The sequence below is a fragment of the Pedobacter hiemivivus genome, assembly GCF_005144565.1.
GTDB classification, from domain to species: domain Bacteria; phylum Bacteroidota; class Bacteroidia; order Sphingobacteriales; family Sphingobacteriaceae; genus Pedobacter; species Pedobacter hiemivivus.
Map to the genome: position 1 here is coordinate 472838 of NZ_SWDX01000004.1, position 17257 is coordinate 490094.

Consider the following 17257-nt stretch of genomic DNA (forward strand, 5'->3'; position numbering starts at 1 on the left):
GGAGGAAAATATGAAAATTACAGTTCAATCGATTCATTTCAATGCAGACCAGAAGTTGTTAGATTTTATCCAGAAAAAAGTCGATAAGCTAGATCAGTTTTTTGATCAAATCATTAGCGGGGAAATATATTTAAAATTAGAGAATGTAGATGACGAGGCCAATAAGATAAGTGAGGTTAAGCTTATCGTACCAGGGGTTACAATGTTTGCAAAAGAGCAATGTAAAACCTTTGAAGAGGCGACAGATTTGGCAATCGAATCATTAAGAAAGCAAATTACTAAACATAAAGATAAGACGAGAATTAAGTTGAGTGAACACAAGGTTCTTTTGAATGCGAATGAAGTATCTGATTACTAGGTACATATTTTTTAGGTTTTTGATATGAAATTGGCAGATTTACTTCTGCCAATTTTTTTTTGAAAATAATTTTGCATCGTATTAAAATTCTTGTAGATTTGCATTCCCATTCAGAGAGGGCGTTGGCCCGGTAAGAAAGAGGGATGTTCTGTGAAAGATTAATATTGTAGAAAACATTGCTTGATTTATAAGTAATGTGATATATAAGCCTCCTTAGCTCAGCTGGTAGAGCAACTGACTTGTAATCAGTAGGTCATTGGTTCGATCCCGATAGGAGGCTCTTTTAAGATTACGTAGTGATATGTGATGATTAAAAGCGGGGGGATACCAGAGTGGCCAAATGGGACAGACTGTAACTCTGTTGTCGCAAGACTTCGAAGGTTCGAATCCTTCTCCCCCCACCATGATTTAAGATCGAAAGATTGAAAATCTAAAAGCGAAAGTAGCTCAGTTGGTAGAGCGATAGCCTTCCAAGCTATAGGTCGCGAGTTCGAACCTCGTCTTTCGCTCAAAAATGGAAAAAGCTGGGCGGTCTGCAGTCCTGAAAGTTTAACCCTTGTTTCGGTTAAATGGAATGCAGGTTAAGATTAAAAGCCGAAGTAGCTCAGCGGTAGAGCACTTCCTTGGTAAGGAAGAGGTCGTGGGTTCAAGTCCCATCTTTGGCTCAAAAAAAAGAGATGCTTTGTGAAACTGTTGTAGAGCAGCTGAACAAGGTTTTTCGTGTTGAAATAGTATCAAAACAAATAATAAATAAAAAGTTAACCTACTAATAAGTATAAAAACATGGCAAAAGAAAAGTTTGACCGCAGCAAGCCGCACTTAAACATCGGCACAATCGGTCACGTTGACCACGGTAAAACAACCTTAACAGCAGCTATCACTAAAGTGTTATCTGATGCTGGTTTATCTGAGGCGCGTTCATTTGATTCTATTGACTCTGCTCCAGAGGAAAAAGAAAGAGGTATCACTATTAATACAGCACACGTTGAATATTCAACAGCTAACCGTCACTATGCTCACGTTGACTGTCCAGGTCACGCGGATTATGTGAAAAACATGGTTACTGGTGCTGCACAAATGGATGGAGCTATCATTGTTGTAGCTGCAACAGATGGTCCAATGCCACAAACTCGTGAGCACATTCTATTGGCTCGTCAGGTAGGTGTTCCTTCATTGGTTGTATTCATGAATAAAGTGGATATGGTTGATGATCCTGAGTTATTAGAATTAGTAGAGATGGAAATTCGTGAATTGTTATCATTCTATGAATTCCCTGGTGATGATATCCCTGTAATTCAAGGTTCAGCTCTTGGTGGCTTGAACGGAGATCCGAAATGGGTAGGTAAAATCATGGAATTAATGGATGCTGTTGATAACTACATTCCAATTCCTCCACGTTTAACTGAGCTTCCATTCTTAATGCCTGTTGAAGATGTATTCTCGATCACTGGTCGTGGTACTGTTGCAACTGGTCGTATTGAGCGTGGTGTAATCAACTCTGGTGATCCAGTTGAGATCTTGGGTATGGGTGCAGAAAATCTTAAATCAACTGTAACAGGTGTTGAGATGTTCCGTAAGATCCTTGATTATGGTGAAGCTGGTGATAACGTAGGTTTATTGTTACGTGGTATTGAGAAAACTGATATCCGTCGTGGTATGGTTATCTGTAAACCAGGTTCGGTAAATCCTCACACTGATTTCAAAGCTGAGATCTATGTATTGTCAAAAGCAGAAGGTGGACGTCACACTCCATTCTTTAACAAATACCGTCCACAATTCTATTTCCGTACCACAGACGTAACTGGTGAGATCTCACTAGCTGAAGGAACTGAAATGGTTATGCCAGGTGATAACGTTACAATTACAGTTAAATTGATCAACGCAATCGCAATGGAAAAAGGTCTACGTTTCGCAATCCGTGAGGGTGGTAGAACAGTAGGTGCTGGTCAGGTAACTGAAATTTTAAAATAATCAATACCTCCTTCGGGAAGTAGTGAACAATAAAGCAAAGTACTTAGGCTTTATCACCTAAGTACTTTGTTCTAAAAGATGCCGATTCTTAAGATAAGAATCAAATATACACGGGAATAGTTCAACGGTAGAATAGAGGTCTCCAAAACCTTTGATCAGGGTTCGAATCCTTGTTCCCGTGCAAAAAGATAATTATGGCTAAAGTAGTTCAATTTATAAAAGAATCATACGAGGAAATGACCCATAAGGTTACCTGGCCTACATGGGGTGAATTGCAAAATTCGGCAGTATTGGTTTTAGTAGCTTCATTAATCATTGCATGTGTAGTATTTGCAATGGATAAGGGATCTACTTTTGTTTTAGATACTTTTTATAAATCACTTTCTAATTAATATAGCTCAATGGAAGATCAGTTGAAATGGTATGTGGTTAGAGCTGTTAGCGGTAAAGAAAAAAAAGTAAAACAGTATATCGATTCAGAAATTAGTCGTTTAGGATTTTCTCATTTGGTACCTCAGGTATTGATACCAATGGAGAAATACTATCAGATGAAGGATGGTAAAAAGATTGCAAAAGAGCGCAATTATTATCCTGGCTACGTTTTGATCGAAGCTACTTTAGATGGAGAATTAGAACACATTATTAAGAATATTAATAGTGTGATTGGTTTTTTAGGGGATAAGGGTGGAAATCCAGTTCCTATGCGTCAAGCAGAAGTTAACCGTATTTTAGGTAAAGTTGATGAGATGAGCCAGCAAGGCGAAACCATGAACGTTGCTTATTATGTAGGCGAGAACGTTAAAGTTATGGATGGACCATTTAATGGTTTCACTGGCGTTATTGAAGAGGTTAACGAAGAGAAAAAGAAATTAAAAGTTATGGTTAAGATTTTCGGAAGAAAAACTCCATTGGAGCTTAACTATATGCAAGTAGAAAAAGAATAGTTTTAAGTGATTAAAACAATATAAGATCTTAATTGTTACATGCTTCCAACATAATAACATTGAGTATTACAAATTAACAAAACAGAAAATGGCAAAAGAAGTCAGTGCGCTTGTTAAGTTACAAATCAAGGGTGGAGCCGCAAATCCATCACCACCAGTAGGACCTGCATTGGGTGCTAAAGGGGTGAACATTATGGAATTTTGCAAGCAATTCAATGCTCGTACCCAAGATAAGCCCGGTAAAGTATTACCAGTCGTAATTACTGTTTATGCTGACAAGTCTTTCGAATTTATCATCAAAACCCCTCCTGTTGCTATCCAGTTAAAGGATGCTACTAAATTAACGAGTGGTTCTGCTGAGCCCAACCGTAAGAAAGTTGGTTCGGTGACTTGGGATCAGGTTAAGTCAATTGCTGAAGATAAAATGACTGATTTAAATGCATTTACTATCGAATCTGCAATGAGTATGGTTGCAGGTACAGCACGCAGTATGGGAATCACCGTTAGCGGTGATGCACCTTGGACAAATTAATTAACAAAAAACAGTTTACAACAGTGGCTAAATTAACAAAAAATCAAAAAAAGGCACATGCTAAACTAGAATCTGGTAAAACGTATTCTTTAAAGGATGCGGCTGCTTTGGTAAAAGAGATTACTACAACTAAATTTGATGCATCGGTTGATATCGACGTATCTTTAGGCGTAGATCCACGTAAGGCCAATCAAATGGTACGTGGTATTGCTACTTTACCACACGGTACAGGTAAAACTGTACGTGTATTAGTTCTTTGTACTCCTGATAAGGAAGAAGAGGCTAAAGCGGCAGGTGCAGATTTTGTAGGTTTAGACGAATATGTAGCCAAGATTGAAGGTGGATGGACTGATGTTGACATTATTATCACTACTCCTGCTTGTATGGCAAAAGTAGGTAAACTGGGCCGCGTTTTAGGTCCACGTAACCTTATGCCAAACCCTAAGTCAGGTACTGTAACTAACGAAGTTGGTAAAGCAGTAACTGATGTAAAAGGCGGTAAGATTGATTTTAAAGTTGACAAAAGTGGTATTATACACGCTTCAATAGGAAAAGTATCATTCCCAGCAGATAAAATATATGAAAATGCTTTAGAAGTTCTACAAGTAATTTCAAAATTAAAACCATCAGCTGCAAAAGGAACTTATTTTAAGAGCATTCATGTTTCTTCAACTATGAGTCCTGGAATCGCAATCGAAGCTAAATCAGTAACGGGTATTTAATATGAACAGAGAAGAAAAACACGAAGTCGTTTCGGCTCTTCAAGTGAAGATGCAGGAATACGGTAATTTTTACATTGCCGATACATCAAGCTTATCTGTTGAGAAAATAAACGGTATCCGTCGTAAATGTTTCGAAAGCGGGATTGAAATGCAAGTTGCTAAAAATACTTTAATCAGAAAAGCGATTGAAGGATTAGAAGGCGATGCATCAGAAATCTTTGTTGCACTTAAAGGTCAATCAGCATTATTATTCTCAACAGTAGGTAATGGTCCAGCTAAGCTGATCAAAGCCTTGAGAAAAGGAACTGATAAACCTCAGCTTAAAGCTGCATATATCGATTCAACAGTATTTGTTGGTGATAACCAATTAGATACTTTAGTAAGCTTGAAATCAAGAGAAGAGCTTATTGGAGACATCATTGGATTATTACAATCACCAGCTAAAAACGTTATTTCGGCATTACAGTCAGGCGGTAACAAAATTGCAGGAATTGTTAAAACTCTTCAAGAGAGAGAAGGTTAAGGACACCTTAAAAGTTCATATTAAACAAATTATTTTTACGTAAAATCTTTAAAATCTATAAAAATGGCAGATTTAAAATCGTTTGCTGAGCAATTGGTAAACTTAACAGTTAAAGAAGTTAACGAATTAGCTCAAATCTTAAAAGACGAGTATGGTATCGAACCAGCTGCTGCTGCAGTTGCTGTTGCAGGTCCTGCTGGTGCTGATGCTCCTGCAGCTGAAGAAAAATCAACTTTTGATGTAATCTTAAAAGAAGCTGGTGGTTCTAAATTAGCAGTAGTTAAATTGGTAAAAGACTTAACTGGTTTAGGTTTGAAAGAAGCTAAAGACTTAGTTGACGGTGCACCAAAAGAATTAAAAGCTGGTGTTTCTAAAGACGAAGCTAATGCTTTGAAAACTCAATTAGAAGAAGCTGGAGCTGTAGTTGAAATTAAGTAATCACTTAATTTTAATATAAATTAAACGTAGACTCCGACTGTATAGTCGGAGTCTATACCTGTTTATAAACATTTCATTTAGTTTGGTTGATGAAATTGTTTAGCGGCAAACCAAACAAATAGTTTATTCTTAAACTAAATTAACTTTAGTCCATTGGCAAATAAAGTCGACCAAAGAGTAAATTTTGCACGTAGTAAGCATATCATAGATTACCCAGATTTTCTTGATGTGCAGTTGCAATCATTCAGAGAATTTTTTCAGATCGAAACTACTTCAGATAACCGTCATACAGAAGGTTTGTTTAAGGTGTTCGCTGAGAATTTCCCAATCACAGATTCGAGAAACATTTTTGTTTTAGAATTCCTGGATTATTTTATTGACCCACCACGTTATGATATACCTGAGTGTATTGACCGTGGGTTAACTTATAGTGTTCCATTGAAAGCTAAATTAAAGCTTTCGTGTAATGATGCAGAACACGAAGATTTTGAAACCATCATTCAAGATGTATATTTAGGAACCATACCTTATATGACTCCTAAAGGTACGTTTGTGATTAATGGTGCAGAACGTGTAATTGTTTCACAACTACACAGGTCTCCTGGAGTGTTCTTCGGCCAAAGCCGTCACACTAACGGAACTAAATTATACTCTGCCCGTGTAATCCCTTTCAAAGGTTCTTGGATTGAATTTGCTACTGACGTGAATAACGTGATGTACGCTTATATTGATCGTAAGAAAAAATTCCCTGTTACCACGTTATTGCGTGCTATTGGTTATGATTCTGATAAAGACATTCTTGAATTGTTTGATCTTGCTGATGAGGTTAAGGTTAGCAAATCAGGTTTGAAGAAATATATCGGTCGTAAGCTTGCTGCAAGAGTATTGAGGAAATGGGTTGAAGATTTTGTGGATGAGGATACTGGCGAGGTAGTTTCTATTGATCGTAATGAAGTAATCTTGGACAGGGATACTGTTTTAGAAGACGACCATATTGACATGATCATTGATGCTGGTGTTAAAACGATCATCTTGTCTAAAGATGATGGTGCAAGCCAGGCTGATTATACCATTATATATAATACTTTACAAAAGGATACTTCGAACTCTGAAAAAGAGGCTGTTGAAAACATCTATCGTGCTTTGCGTAACGCAGAACCACCTGATGAGGAAACTGCAAGAGGTATTATCGAGCGTTTGTTCTTCTCGGATAAACGTTATGACTTAGGTGATGTGGGTAGATACCGTATCAACCGTAAGTTGAAGATGGATACTCCTGATCATGTAAAGGTTTTAACAAAAGCAGATATTATTGCGATTGTTAAATATTTGATTAAACTGATCAACTCTAAAGAAGAGGTGGATGATATTGATCACTTGTCGAATCGTCGTGTTCGTACAGTAGGTGAGCAATTATACGCTCAATTTGGTGTTGGTTTAGCGCGTATGGCTCGTACCATTCGTGAGCGTATGAACATTCGTGACAACGAGGTTTTCACCCCAACTGATTTGATTAATGCCCGTACTTTATCGTCGGTAATTAATTCATTCTTTGGAACAAACCAGTTATCACAGTTCATGGACCAGACGAATCCTTTGGCAGAGATTACGCACAAGCGTCGTTTGTCAGCCTTAGGCCCAGGTGGTCTATCACGTGAGCGTGCAGGTTTCGAGGTTCGTGACGTTCACTATACGCACTACGGTCGTTTGTGTACGATTGAAACCCCAGAGGGACCAAACATTGGTTTGATTTCATCTCTGTGTGTTCATGCGAAGATCAACAGTTTAGGTTTCATTGAAACACCATATAAAAAAGTTGAGAATGGTATTGTAGCCATGGACGAACCGGTTATCTATTTATCTGCTGAAGATGAAGATGGTAAAACGATTGCTCAGGCAAATGCCTCTTACGATGATAAAGGTAATTTCACTACCTCACGTGTAAAAGCGCGTTATGAGGGTGACTTCCCGGTTATTGAGCCTGAGAAATTAGACTTAATGGACGTGGCACCTAATCAGATTACTTCGATCGCTGCATCGTTGATTCCTTTCCTTGAGCATGATGATGCGAACAGGGCTTTGATGGGATCGAACATGCAACGTCAGGCCGTACCTTTGTTGCGTCCTGAGGCTCCGATTGTTGGTACAGGTTTGGAAGGTCGCGTAGCCCGCGATTCAAGAACACTGATCAATGCTGAAGGCGAAGGTGTAGTTGAATATGTAGATGCAAATGAGATCACTATTAAATATGTAAGAAACGACGGCGATCGTTTAGTTTCTTTCGAAGGTGATAGCAAAACTTATAAATTAATCAAATTCAAGAAAACCAACCAGAATACTTGTATCAACTTGAAACCGATCGTTAAGAAAGGTCAGAAAGTTGTTAAAGGGCAAGTACTTTGTGAAGGTTATGCTACTGAAAATGGTGAATTGGCATTAGGAAGAAACTTAAAAGTTGCTTTCATGCCTTGGCAAGGGTATAACTTTGAGGATGCGATCGTAATTAGCGAGCGTATTGTTCGTGAAGATATCTTTACTTCATTACACATTGAAGAGTTTGAATTGGAAGTGCGTGATACAAAACGTGGGGAAGAGGAATTAACACCAGATATCCCTAACGTTTCTGAAGAAGCTACTAAAGATTTAGATGAGAACGGTATTATCCGTATCGGTGCTGAGGTTAAAGAAGGTGACATCCTTATTGGTAAGATCACTCCTAAAGGAGAATCTGATCCTTCGCCAGAGGAGAAATTATTACGTGCGATATTTGGTGATAAAGCAGGAGATGTGAAAGATGCATCTTTGAAAACTCCACCATCTATCAGAGGTGTGGTAATTGACACTAAGTTATTCTCAAGAGCTAAGAAAACAACTAAAGCTGAAGAGAAATCGGCAATAGAGAAATTAGACAAGAGATATGATCTTGCTGTTTTAAATCTGAAAAATGAATTGGTAGACAAACTATTCCAAATTGTGAATGGTAAAACATCTCAAGGTGTATTCAACGTTTATAAAGAATTGTTGTTCCCTAAAGGTGCTAAGTTTACGCAGAAAAGTTTAACAGATCTAGAATATGCGCACATCAATCCATACAAATGGACTACTGATGATGACAAAAATGATCAGATCAAGTTGTTGCTTCATAACTATGGTATTCGTGTAAACGAAGAGCTAGGTGCTTACAAACGTGATAAATTCGCCATCAGTGTTGGTGATGAATTGCCATCAGGTATTGTACAAATGGCTAAAGTTTATGTAGCTAAAAAACGTAAGTTAAAAGTAGGTGATAAGATGGCTGGTCGTCACGGTAATAAGGGTATTGTAGCCCGTATCGTTCGTGATGAAGATATGCCATTCCTTGAAGATGGAACTCCTGTTGATATCGTGTTGAACCCACTGGGTGTACCTTCACGTATGAACTTGGGCCAGATCTATGAAACTGTATTGGCATGGGCCGGTAAAGAATTGGGTGTTAAATTTGCAACTCCAATCTTTGATGGTGCTAAACATGACGAGGTAGAAGATTGGATCGCTAAAGCGGGTGTACCTGCTTCAGGTAGAACTTACTTACATAACGGTTTAACGGGTGAGAAATTTGACCAACCAACAACTGTAGGTATTATCTACATGTTGAAATTAGGACACATGGTTGATGATAAGATGCACGCTCGTTCAATCGGACCATACTCATTGATTACACAACAACCATTGGGTGGTAAAGCCCAGTTCGGTGGTCAGCGTTTTGGTGAGATGGAGGTTTGGGCATTGGAGGCATTTGGTGCTGCCAATATCCTACAAGAGATATTAACTGTTAAGTCGGATGATGTTATCGGTAGGGCCAAAACTTATGAGGCGATTGTAAAAGGCGAGAACCTTCCTACTCCAGGTGTACCGGAATCGTTTAACGTATTGGTGCATGAGTTACGTGGATTAGGTTTAGATATTACGTTAGACTAATGTTGAAAGTTATTTTGTTGGGATGTATAGGGCTTTTCTGAAAGCATCCCAACTTTTTAAATTTTTCAACTTTCAAACAAAAGAGCTATGTCTTACAAAAAGGATAATAAATTAAAAAGCAATTTCACCTCGATTACCATTAGTTTGGCATCGCCGGAGGCTATTTTAGAGCGCTCTAGTGGTGAGGTGTTAAAACCTGAGACTATCAATTATCGTACTTACAAACCTGAGCGTGATGGTTTGTTTTGCGAGCGTATTTTTGGTCCGGTTAAAGATTACGAATGTCATTGCGGTAAATATAAACGTATCCGTTATAAAGGTATTGTTTGTGACCGTTGTGGTGTTGAGGTAACGGAAAAGAAAGTTCGTAGAGAACGTATGGGACACATTAATTTGGTAGTTCCTGTTGCGCATATCTGGTACTTCCGTTCATTACCAAATAAAATTGGATACTTATTAGGCTTACCAACAAAAAGACTTGACCTGATCATTTACTACGAGCGTTATGTAGTAATTCAGCCAGGTTTTATGGCCGAAGAAGGTATTCAATACATGGATTTCTTAACTGAAGAGGAGTATTTAGATATTCTTGATAAGTTGCCTAAAGAAAACCAATACCTGGATGATAAAGATCCTAATAAATTCATCGCCAAAATGGGTGCTGAAGCATTAGAAGATTTGTTAAAACGTATTGATTTAGATACTTTATCTTATAACTTACGCCACCAGGCTGCAAACGAGACTTCACAACAACGTAAAAATGAGGCTTTAAAACGCTTACAAGTTGTTGAGGCTTTCCGTGGTTCAAGATCGCGTATTGAGAATAATCCTGAGTGGATGATCATTAAGATCGTTCCGGTTATTCCACCAGAATTACGTCCTTTAGTACCATTAGAAGGTGGTCGTTTTGCAACTTCAGATCTAAATGATTTGTATCGTCGTGTGATTATCCGTAATAACCGTTTGAAGCGTTTGATCGAGATCAAAGCTCCAGAGGTAATTTTGCGTAACGAAAAACGTATGTTACAGGAAGCTGTAGATTCGTTATTTGATAACTCACGTAAAGTAAATGCTGTAAAAACTGAAGGTAACCGTGCTTTGAAATCCCTTTCTGATATCTTGAAAGGTAAACAAGGTCGTTTCCGTCAGAACTTATTAGGTAAACGTGTGGATTATTCTGCTCGTTCGGTAATTGTTGTAGGTCCAAACCTTAAATTACACGAGTGCGGTTTACCTAAGGATATGGCTGCTGAGCTATTCAAACCATTTATCATCCGTAAGATGATAGAAAGAGGTATTGTTAAAACAGTAAAATCTGCAAAGAAAATTGTAGACAGGAAAGATCCATTAGTTTGGGATATTCTTGAGAATGTTTTAAAAGGACACCCTGTATTACTGAATCGTGCGCCTACGTTGCACAGATTGGGTATCCAGTCGTTCCAGCCTAAATTGGTTGAAGGTAAAGCAATTCAATTACACCCTTTAGTGTGTACAGCTTTTAACGCGGATTTTGACGGTGACCAGATGGCAGTACATTTACCATTAGGGCACGCCGCAATCCTTGAAGCGCAAGTATTAATGCTTGCAGCACACAACATCTTGAACCCTGCAAACGGTACACCTATTACTGTACCTTCTCAGGATATGGTTTTGGGTCTTTATTACATTACTAAAGGCCGTAGAACAGATGAAGGACGTGTAGTTAAAGGACAAGATTTCTCTTTCTATTCTCCAGAAGAAGTTATCATTGCTTACAATGAGAAAATGATTGATCTTCATGCATTTATCAAGGTTAAGGTAAATGTTAAATTAGAAGATGGTACGATCGTTAATAAATTGATGGAAACTACTGTTGGTCGTGTATTGTTTAACCAAATGGTACCAGTAGAAGTAGGTTACATCAACGAATTGCTTACTAAGAAATCTCTAAGAGATATTATTGGTGAGATTGTTAAAATCACGGGTATGGCACGTGCAGCAAGGTTCCTTGATGACATTAAGGAATTAGGTTTCCAAATGGCCTTCCGCGGTGGTTTATCATTTAACTTACAGGATGTAAACATCCCTGTTGAGAAGCAAGCGCTACTAGAGCAAGCTTCTGCAGAAGTTGATGAGGTAAGAAACAACTATAACATGGGTTTCATTACCAACAACGAGCGTTACAACCAAATTATCGATATCTGGACTCGTATCAATAACAGATTAACATCATTCGTGATGAATCAGTTATCGAGCGATAACCAAGGTTTCAACTCAGTATATATGATGTTGGACTCTGGAGCCCGTGGTTCGAAAGAGCAGATTCGTCAGCTATGCGGTATGCGTGGTTTGATGGCTAAGCCTCAGAAATCAGGTTCAGGTGGTGAGATTATTGAAAACCCGATCTTATCAAACTTTAAAGAAGGTCTGTCGGTATTAGAGTACTTTATCTCTACCCACGGTGCTCGTAAAGGTTTGGCGGATACGGCGTTAAAAACGGCTGATGCTGGTTACTTGACACGTCGTTTACATGATGTGGCACAGGATATGATCGTTAATTCTGCGGATTGCGGTACATTGAGAGGTATGTTTACCACTGCATTGAAAGATAATGAAGACATCGTTGAACCATTATATGACAGAATTTTAGGTCGTATTTCGCTACATGATGTATTCAATCCTTTAGATGGAAAGCTATTGGTTGGTGCTGGAGAGGATGTAACTGAAGAAATTGCTAAAACAATTGAAGAGTCTCCTTTAGAAGGTATTGAAATTCGTTCGGTATTAACCTGCGAAAACAAAAGAGGCGTTTGTGCACTTTGCTACGGACGTAACTTAGCAACTGGTAAGCGTGTTCAAAAAGGTGAGGCTGTTGGTGTAATTGCTGCACAGTCAATCGGTGAGCCGGGTACACAGTTAACATTACGTACGTTCCACGTTGGGGGTACTGCATCGAACATCGCTGCAGAATCTCAGATCATGGCTAAATTTGATGGTGTCATCGAATTTGAAAACGTTCGTACTGTTGAAACAAAAACTGAAGATGGCTTAACTAATATCGTATTGGGTCGTTCAGGTGAGTTCAAGATCGTTGAAGCTGTAACAGGCAAAGTGATCATGACGAATAACATTCCTTATGGTTCATTCTTATACGTTCAGGATGGTGCTACCATCACTAAAGGTGATAGGATTTGTTCTTGGGATCCGTACAACGCGGTTATTATCTCGGAGTTTGCCGGTAAAATCGAATTTGACGCTATTATTGAGGGTGTAACCTTCCGTGAAGAGTCAGATGAGCAAACTGGTCACCGTGAGAAAGTAATTATCGATACCCGTGATAAAACTAAAAATCCTTCAGTAAGAGTTGTTGATAAGAAAGGTGAATTGATCCGTGGATATAACATCCCTGTTGGTGCACACATCGCAATTGATGAAGGTGATATGGTTCAAACTGGTCAGATTTTAGTTAAGATACCTCGTACGACTGGAAAAACAAGGGATATTACGGGTGGTTTACCACGTGTAACTGAGCTTTTCGAAGCACGTAATCCATCTAACCCTGCTGTAGTAACAGAGATTGATGGTGTGGTAACGCTAGGTGGCGTGAAACGTGGTAATCGTGAGATGACTATCGAATCTAAGGATGGTGAAGTTAAAAAATACCTTGTTCCATTGTCTAAACACATCCTGGTTCAGGATAATGACTTTGTAAAAGCAGGTATGCCTTTATCTGATGGTTCGATCTCTCCTGCAGATATCCTGGCTATTAAAGGCCCGGCAGCTGTACAAGAGTACTTAGTAAATGGTATCCAAGAGGTTTACCGTTTACAAGGTGTGAAAATCAACGATAAGCACTTTGAGGTAATTGTTCACCAAATGATGCAAAAGGTTCATATCGAAGATCCAGGAGATACTACTTTCTTAGAGAACAACTCTGCAGATCGTTGGGACTTCATGATTGAGAATGATGATATTTACGACAAAAAAGTTGTAATTGAAGCTGGTGATTCAAACACGGTTAAACCTGGTCAGATCATTTCATTACGTAAATTAAGAGATGAGAATTCTCAATTGAGACGTAAAGACTTGAAACAAATTGAAGTTCGTGATGCAAGACCTGCAACTGCGAGTTCAATGCTACAAGGTATTACACGTGCTTCATTAGGTACGAAATCGTTCATCTCGGCGGCATCGTTCCAGGAAACTACAAAAGTGTTAAACGAGGCAGCTATTGCTGGTAAACGTGATAACATGCTTGGATTGAAAGAAAACGTTATTGTTGGACACTTAATCCCTTCAGGTACTGGTGTACGTGGATACGAGCGTATCATTGTAGGTTCTCAGGAAGAATACGATAAATTATTAGCTTCGAAACAAGAAGAAGTAGATGCTTAATATTTAAATACATTTTTCTAAAATCCCCCTTCTTTTAAGTTGGGGGATTTTTTTTGCCAGTCAATACTAAAAATTATCTAAGTTTGTCTTATGGAAGAACAAAACAACGAGAACCAATTAAATATTGAGCTTTCTGAAGAAATCGCAGAAGGGATATTTTCTAATCTGGCTATTATCACACACTCGAATACGGAGTTTGTATTGGATTTTATCAGGGTTATGCCTGGTGTACCTAAAGCAAGAGTAAAATCAAGGATTATATTGACACCTGAGCATGCTAAAAGATTAGTAGCTGCAATGCAGGATAATATTGAAAAATATGAAGCTGTAAATGGACGTATAAAGACTCAAGAGGAGCCTCCAGGCTTTCCGATGAACTTTGGTGGCCCTACGGCGCAGGCTTAGTCTGCTTTTTGACCGATATAATTGATGACGGCATTATCTTGGCCAGGTTCAAACCAGGCGGTGCTGTCATCTCTTCTAAACCATGTAAGCTGGCGTTTTGCAAAACGTCTGGTGTTCTGCTTAATTTGATCTACGGCGTCTTTCAACGCGATTTCGCCATCTAAATAAGCGAATAATTCTGAATACCCCACTGTATTGAGTGCATTGTATTTTCTGAAGGGTTGTAGACCCTTTACTTCATCTAATAAACCCGCTTCCATCATTTTATCTACACGTTGGTTTATCCGGTTGTAGAGCTCCGAACGGTCCATATTCAGACCTATTTTGATGATATTGAATGGTCTGATTTTTTTGCTGTTGGTAAGATGGGCAGATAGTTTTGTACCTGTAGATAGGTAAAATTCCAGACCTCTGATCATGCGTTGTGGATTGGACTGATCCACTTTGTTATAGTATTCGGGATCATACTCGCTGAGCTGCTTTTTGATAGCTTCCAGGCCCTCGTTTGCTAGCTGTTGATTAAGTTTTTCGCGGATGTTCATATCTGTTTCCGGAAGATCATCTAATCCATTACATACGGCATCTATATACAAACCGGAGCCGCCAACCATGATCAACAGGTTATGCTTTTCAAACAATTGAGTAATTCGATCAATGGCTTGTATTTCGAAATCACCAGTACTAAATAAGTTTTCTATGCTATGGGAGTTGATAAAGTGATGGGGTGCAGCAGCCAGTTCTTCGGCTGAAGGTTTTGCTGTTCCAATTTCCATCTCCTTAAAAAATTGCCTGGAGTCGGCTGATATGATTTCAGTAGAAAAATGCCTGGCCAAAGCAATGGCCAGTGCAGTTTTTCCTATTCCGGTTGGACCAACAATTACAATTAATGTTTTATTTAATGCCATATCTGGCATTAATAGTCCTCTTTACTATTGTATTCTTCGTCTTCGTAGTCATCATTGTCTGCAAATTCATCTGCATCATCAGTTTCTTCTTCATCAGCGTCGTCAGATTTTTCTTCTGCATTGATGCCTCGGCCACCCATCGCTTCGATTTCTTCTGTGTCTTCAGGTACAAAATCCATTTCATTTAAGAAATCAAATTCTGTAGATGCTGGAGCCGCAGATACTGTAACAGCGCCAAAGTTATCCTTTTCGATAATTTTAGGGGCTTCTCCTGTACTTTTTACCAAGAATGGATACTCTATGTTCGGATCTGGATCAAGGATGATCTTGATGAGTTCTACGTGAAAATCAAATGGACGGTCGAAGTTATAGATGTAATAAAATTTCTGGTGTGGGTCTTCGATGAATCTGTTTAATTTAGAAGTTTCCATCAAGGCTACCCCTCTATCTGTTTTACGTTGCGTTGGCAGATAGGCAATTTCATCACCTTTTATCCAGTTGTCAGTACTTACAAAAAATGATGATGATTTCTCCGCAGAGTACCCAGTTGAACGGTGTACTGCTTTATGCAAATCTTCAAATGTTTGGGTGGACTTGATATCTATTTCCCGTACTACTTCATCGAAATCTTCGAAACTTATTCTAAATCTATAAATTGCCATTTTAGCCTCTTTTCTAGGTATAAAATTAAAAAATAAAATATACTTTATATAATTGTGTTAACGCTTTATTGGCTGAAGCCCGAATTCTTTAGCTTTTTCAAGCATAAATTGTAACGCGTTATCGTATGTGTTTGTTATTTCTCCTTCCAGAATTGCTTCTCGGATGGCATTTTTAAGTAGGCCGACTTCTTTTCCAGCACTTAAACCAAAAATCTCCATGATGTCATTACCGGAGATAGGGGGTTGCCAATTTCTGATCTTGTCGCGTTCTTCTACATCTTTGAGTTTTTGTTTTACCAGTTCAAAGTTATTGCGGTATTTTTTTACCTTATACTCATTTTTGGTAGTCACATCGGCATTGCAGAGCAACATTAAGCTCTCTATGTCTTCGCCGGCATCAAATAATAGTCTTCTTACTGCCGAGTCTGTGACCACTTCTTGTGCCAATACAATGGGGCGAAGGTGTAGTTGCACCAGTTTTTGCACAAACTTCATCTTTTCATTTAGGGGAAGTTTAAGCTGAGCAAATATCTTAGGAACCATTCGTGCGCCTTTATCTTCGTGACCGTGAAAGGTCCAGCCATGTCCTTCTTCAAAACGTTTGGTGGCGGGTTTAGCAATGTCATGCAAGATTGCTGCCCAGCGTAGCCAAAGGTCTTTGGTAGTCTCGCAGATGTTATCGAGTACTTGTAGGGTGTGGTAAAAATTATCTTTGTGCCCTTTTCCATTAATGATGTCAACCCCATACAGGCCGGCCATTTGTGGAAATATGAGCTGAAGTAGTCCGGTATCAAATAAGTATTTAAAACCTATTGACGGAACATCCGACATTATAATCTTGTTCAGCTCGTCAGTGATGCGCTCTTTAGAAACGATGCTAATGCGTTCTTTCTGCTTCTTTATTGCATTTAAAGCTTGTTCGTCGATACTGAAATTAAGCTGCGAAGCAAAACGAATTGCGCGCATCATGCGCAAAGGGTCATCTGAAAAGGTAAGCTCAGGTTCCAGTGGTGTCCGGATCAACTTGTTATTGAGATCGATTATCCCGTTAAAAGGATCAACCAGCTGCCCGTAATTTGCTTTGTTTAAAGATATGGCCAGTGCATTAATGGTAAAATCTCTTCTCAGTTGATCATCTTCAATTGTACCATTCTCTACAATGGGTTTACGTGAATCTGAACGATAGGATTCTTTCCTGGCACCTACAAATTCTATTTCCAGATCCTGGTATTTAAGCATTGCAGTACCGAAGTTTTTAAAAACAGCGACTTTACTTTTCAGGTGTTTACCTGCAAGCTCCGCAAATTCGATTCCGTTGCCTAGTACTACAATATCAATGTCTTTAGAGGGTCTGTTTAGGAAAATATCCCTTACATAACCGCCAATAATATAGGCTTCGATATGGTGTGTGTCAGCTATGCCGGCAAGCGCTTTAAAAATAGGATGTTGTAAATGTTGTTCCATCG

At 38.8% G+C, this 17257-nt stretch carries 14 protein-coding genes and 5 tRNA genes; 16 read left to right on the top strand and 3 right to left on the bottom strand.

Going from position 1 to position 17257, the window contains the following annotated elements; translation table 11 throughout:
* The first annotated feature begins 10 nt into the window (after nucleotides 1–10).
* The 16 genes from hpf to FBD94_RS12430 all read left to right on the top strand — a co-directional run bounded on the left by hpf (nucleotide 11) and on the right by FBD94_RS12430 (nucleotide 14224).
* Nucleotides 11–358 carry a ribosome hibernation-promoting factor, HPF/YfiA family gene (gene hpf / locus FBD94_RS12355; protein ID WP_131609877.1) on the top strand — a complete coding sequence of 116 codons (348 nt, stop codon included), beginning with the start codon at nucleotides 11–13 and terminating at the stop codon, nucleotides 356–358.
* Nucleotides 359–565: 207 nt separating this feature from the next.
* Nucleotides 566–638: transfer RNA gene (locus tag FBD94_RS12360), tRNA-Thr, on the top strand.
* 38 nt (nucleotides 639–676) lie between these two features.
* Nucleotides 677–762 (top strand) — tRNA-Tyr (locus tag FBD94_RS12365).
* A 32-nt stretch (nucleotides 763–794) separates the two neighbouring features.
* Nucleotides 795–867 (top strand) — tRNA-Gly (locus FBD94_RS12370).
* 84 nt (nucleotides 868–951) lie between these two features.
* A tRNA-Thr gene (locus tag FBD94_RS12375) sits at nucleotides 952–1023 on the top strand.
* A gap of 118 nt (nucleotides 1024–1141) precedes the next feature.
* A complete protein-coding gene (gene tuf / locus FBD94_RS12380) occupies nucleotides 1142–2329 on the top strand; it encodes an elongation factor Tu (protein WP_131609878.1) in 1188 nt (395 codons plus the stop codon).
* Nucleotides 2330–2439: 110 nt separating this feature from the next.
* Nucleotides 2440–2510: transfer RNA gene (locus FBD94_RS12385), tRNA-Trp, on the top strand.
* 13 nt (nucleotides 2511–2523) lie between these two features.
* Nucleotides 2524–2721: a preprotein translocase subunit SecE gene (secE, locus tag FBD94_RS12390; RefSeq protein WP_090785115.1), complete on the top strand. Its 198-nt coding sequence runs from the start codon at nucleotides 2524–2526 to the stop codon at nucleotides 2719–2721.
* Between the two features lie 9 nt (nucleotides 2722–2730).
* Nucleotides 2731–3273, top strand: coding sequence for a transcription termination/antitermination protein NusG (nusG, locus tag FBD94_RS12395; protein WP_090785117.1), 543 nt, complete (start codon nucleotides 2731–2733; stop codon nucleotides 3271–3273).
* 88 nt (nucleotides 3274–3361) lie between these two features.
* Nucleotides 3362–3805 (top strand): 50S ribosomal protein L11, encoded by a 444-nt coding sequence (gene rplK, locus FBD94_RS12400; RefSeq protein ID WP_073232496.1) that lies wholly within the window; start codon nucleotides 3362–3364, stop codon nucleotides 3803–3805.
* 23 nt (nucleotides 3806–3828) lie between these two features.
* Entirely contained in the window at nucleotides 3829–4527 is a 699-nt protein-coding gene (gene rplA, locus FBD94_RS12405) for a 50S ribosomal protein L1 (RefSeq protein ID WP_090785203.1), read from the top strand.
* Nucleotide 4528: 1 nt separating this feature from the next.
* Nucleotides 4529–5050, top strand: coding sequence for a 50S ribosomal protein L10 (gene rplJ, locus FBD94_RS12410; RefSeq protein ID WP_131609879.1), 522 nt, complete (start codon nucleotides 4529–4531; stop codon nucleotides 5048–5050).
* Between the two features lie 63 nt (nucleotides 5051–5113).
* Nucleotides 5114–5488, top strand: coding sequence for a 50S ribosomal protein L7/L12 (gene rplL, locus FBD94_RS12415; RefSeq protein WP_131609880.1), 375 nt, complete (start codon nucleotides 5114–5116; stop codon nucleotides 5486–5488).
* Nucleotides 5489–5641: 153 nt separating this feature from the next.
* A complete protein-coding gene (gene rpoB / locus FBD94_RS12420; RefSeq protein WP_131609881.1) occupies nucleotides 5642–9445 on the top strand; it encodes a DNA-directed RNA polymerase subunit beta in 3804 nt (1267 codons plus the stop codon).
* 87 nt (nucleotides 9446–9532) lie between these two features.
* On the top strand, nucleotides 9533–13819 hold the full coding sequence (gene rpoC, locus FBD94_RS12425) for a DNA-directed RNA polymerase subunit beta' (RefSeq protein WP_136880400.1): 4287 nt from the start codon (nucleotides 9533–9535) through the stop codon (nucleotides 13817–13819).
* A 90-nt stretch (nucleotides 13820–13909) separates the two neighbouring features.
* Nucleotides 13910–14224: a DUF3467 domain-containing protein gene (locus FBD94_RS12430; RefSeq protein ID WP_090785128.1), complete on the top strand. Its 315-nt coding sequence runs from the start codon at nucleotides 13910–13912 to the stop codon at nucleotides 14222–14224.
* On the opposite strand, the gene miaA is transcribed toward FBD94_RS12430, so the two are convergent.
* Genes miaA through FBD94_RS12445 form a run of 3 tightly spaced genes read right to left on the bottom strand, consistent with a single transcriptional unit; the run spans nucleotide 14221 to nucleotide 17255 of the window.
* Nucleotides 14221–15138 carry a tRNA (adenosine(37)-N6)-dimethylallyltransferase MiaA gene (gene miaA / locus FBD94_RS12435; protein WP_131609883.1) on the bottom strand — a complete coding sequence of 306 codons (918 nt, stop codon included), beginning with the start codon at nucleotides 15136–15138 and terminating at the stop codon, nucleotides 14221–14223. The two genes, FBD94_RS12430 and miaA, sit on opposite strands and share 4 nt — an antisense overlap.
* Nucleotides 15138–15791, bottom strand: coding sequence for an IS1096 element passenger TnpR family protein (locus FBD94_RS12440; protein WP_131609884.1), 654 nt, complete (start codon nucleotides 15789–15791; stop codon nucleotides 15138–15140). The genes miaA and FBD94_RS12440 overlap by 1 nt, the downstream gene beginning before the upstream one ends.
* A gap of 57 nt (nucleotides 15792–15848) precedes the next feature.
* A complete protein-coding gene (locus FBD94_RS12445) occupies nucleotides 15849–17255 on the bottom strand; it encodes a CCA tRNA nucleotidyltransferase (protein ID WP_136880401.1) in 1407 nt (468 codons plus the stop codon).
* Nucleotides 17256–17257: the final 2 nt, after the last annotated feature.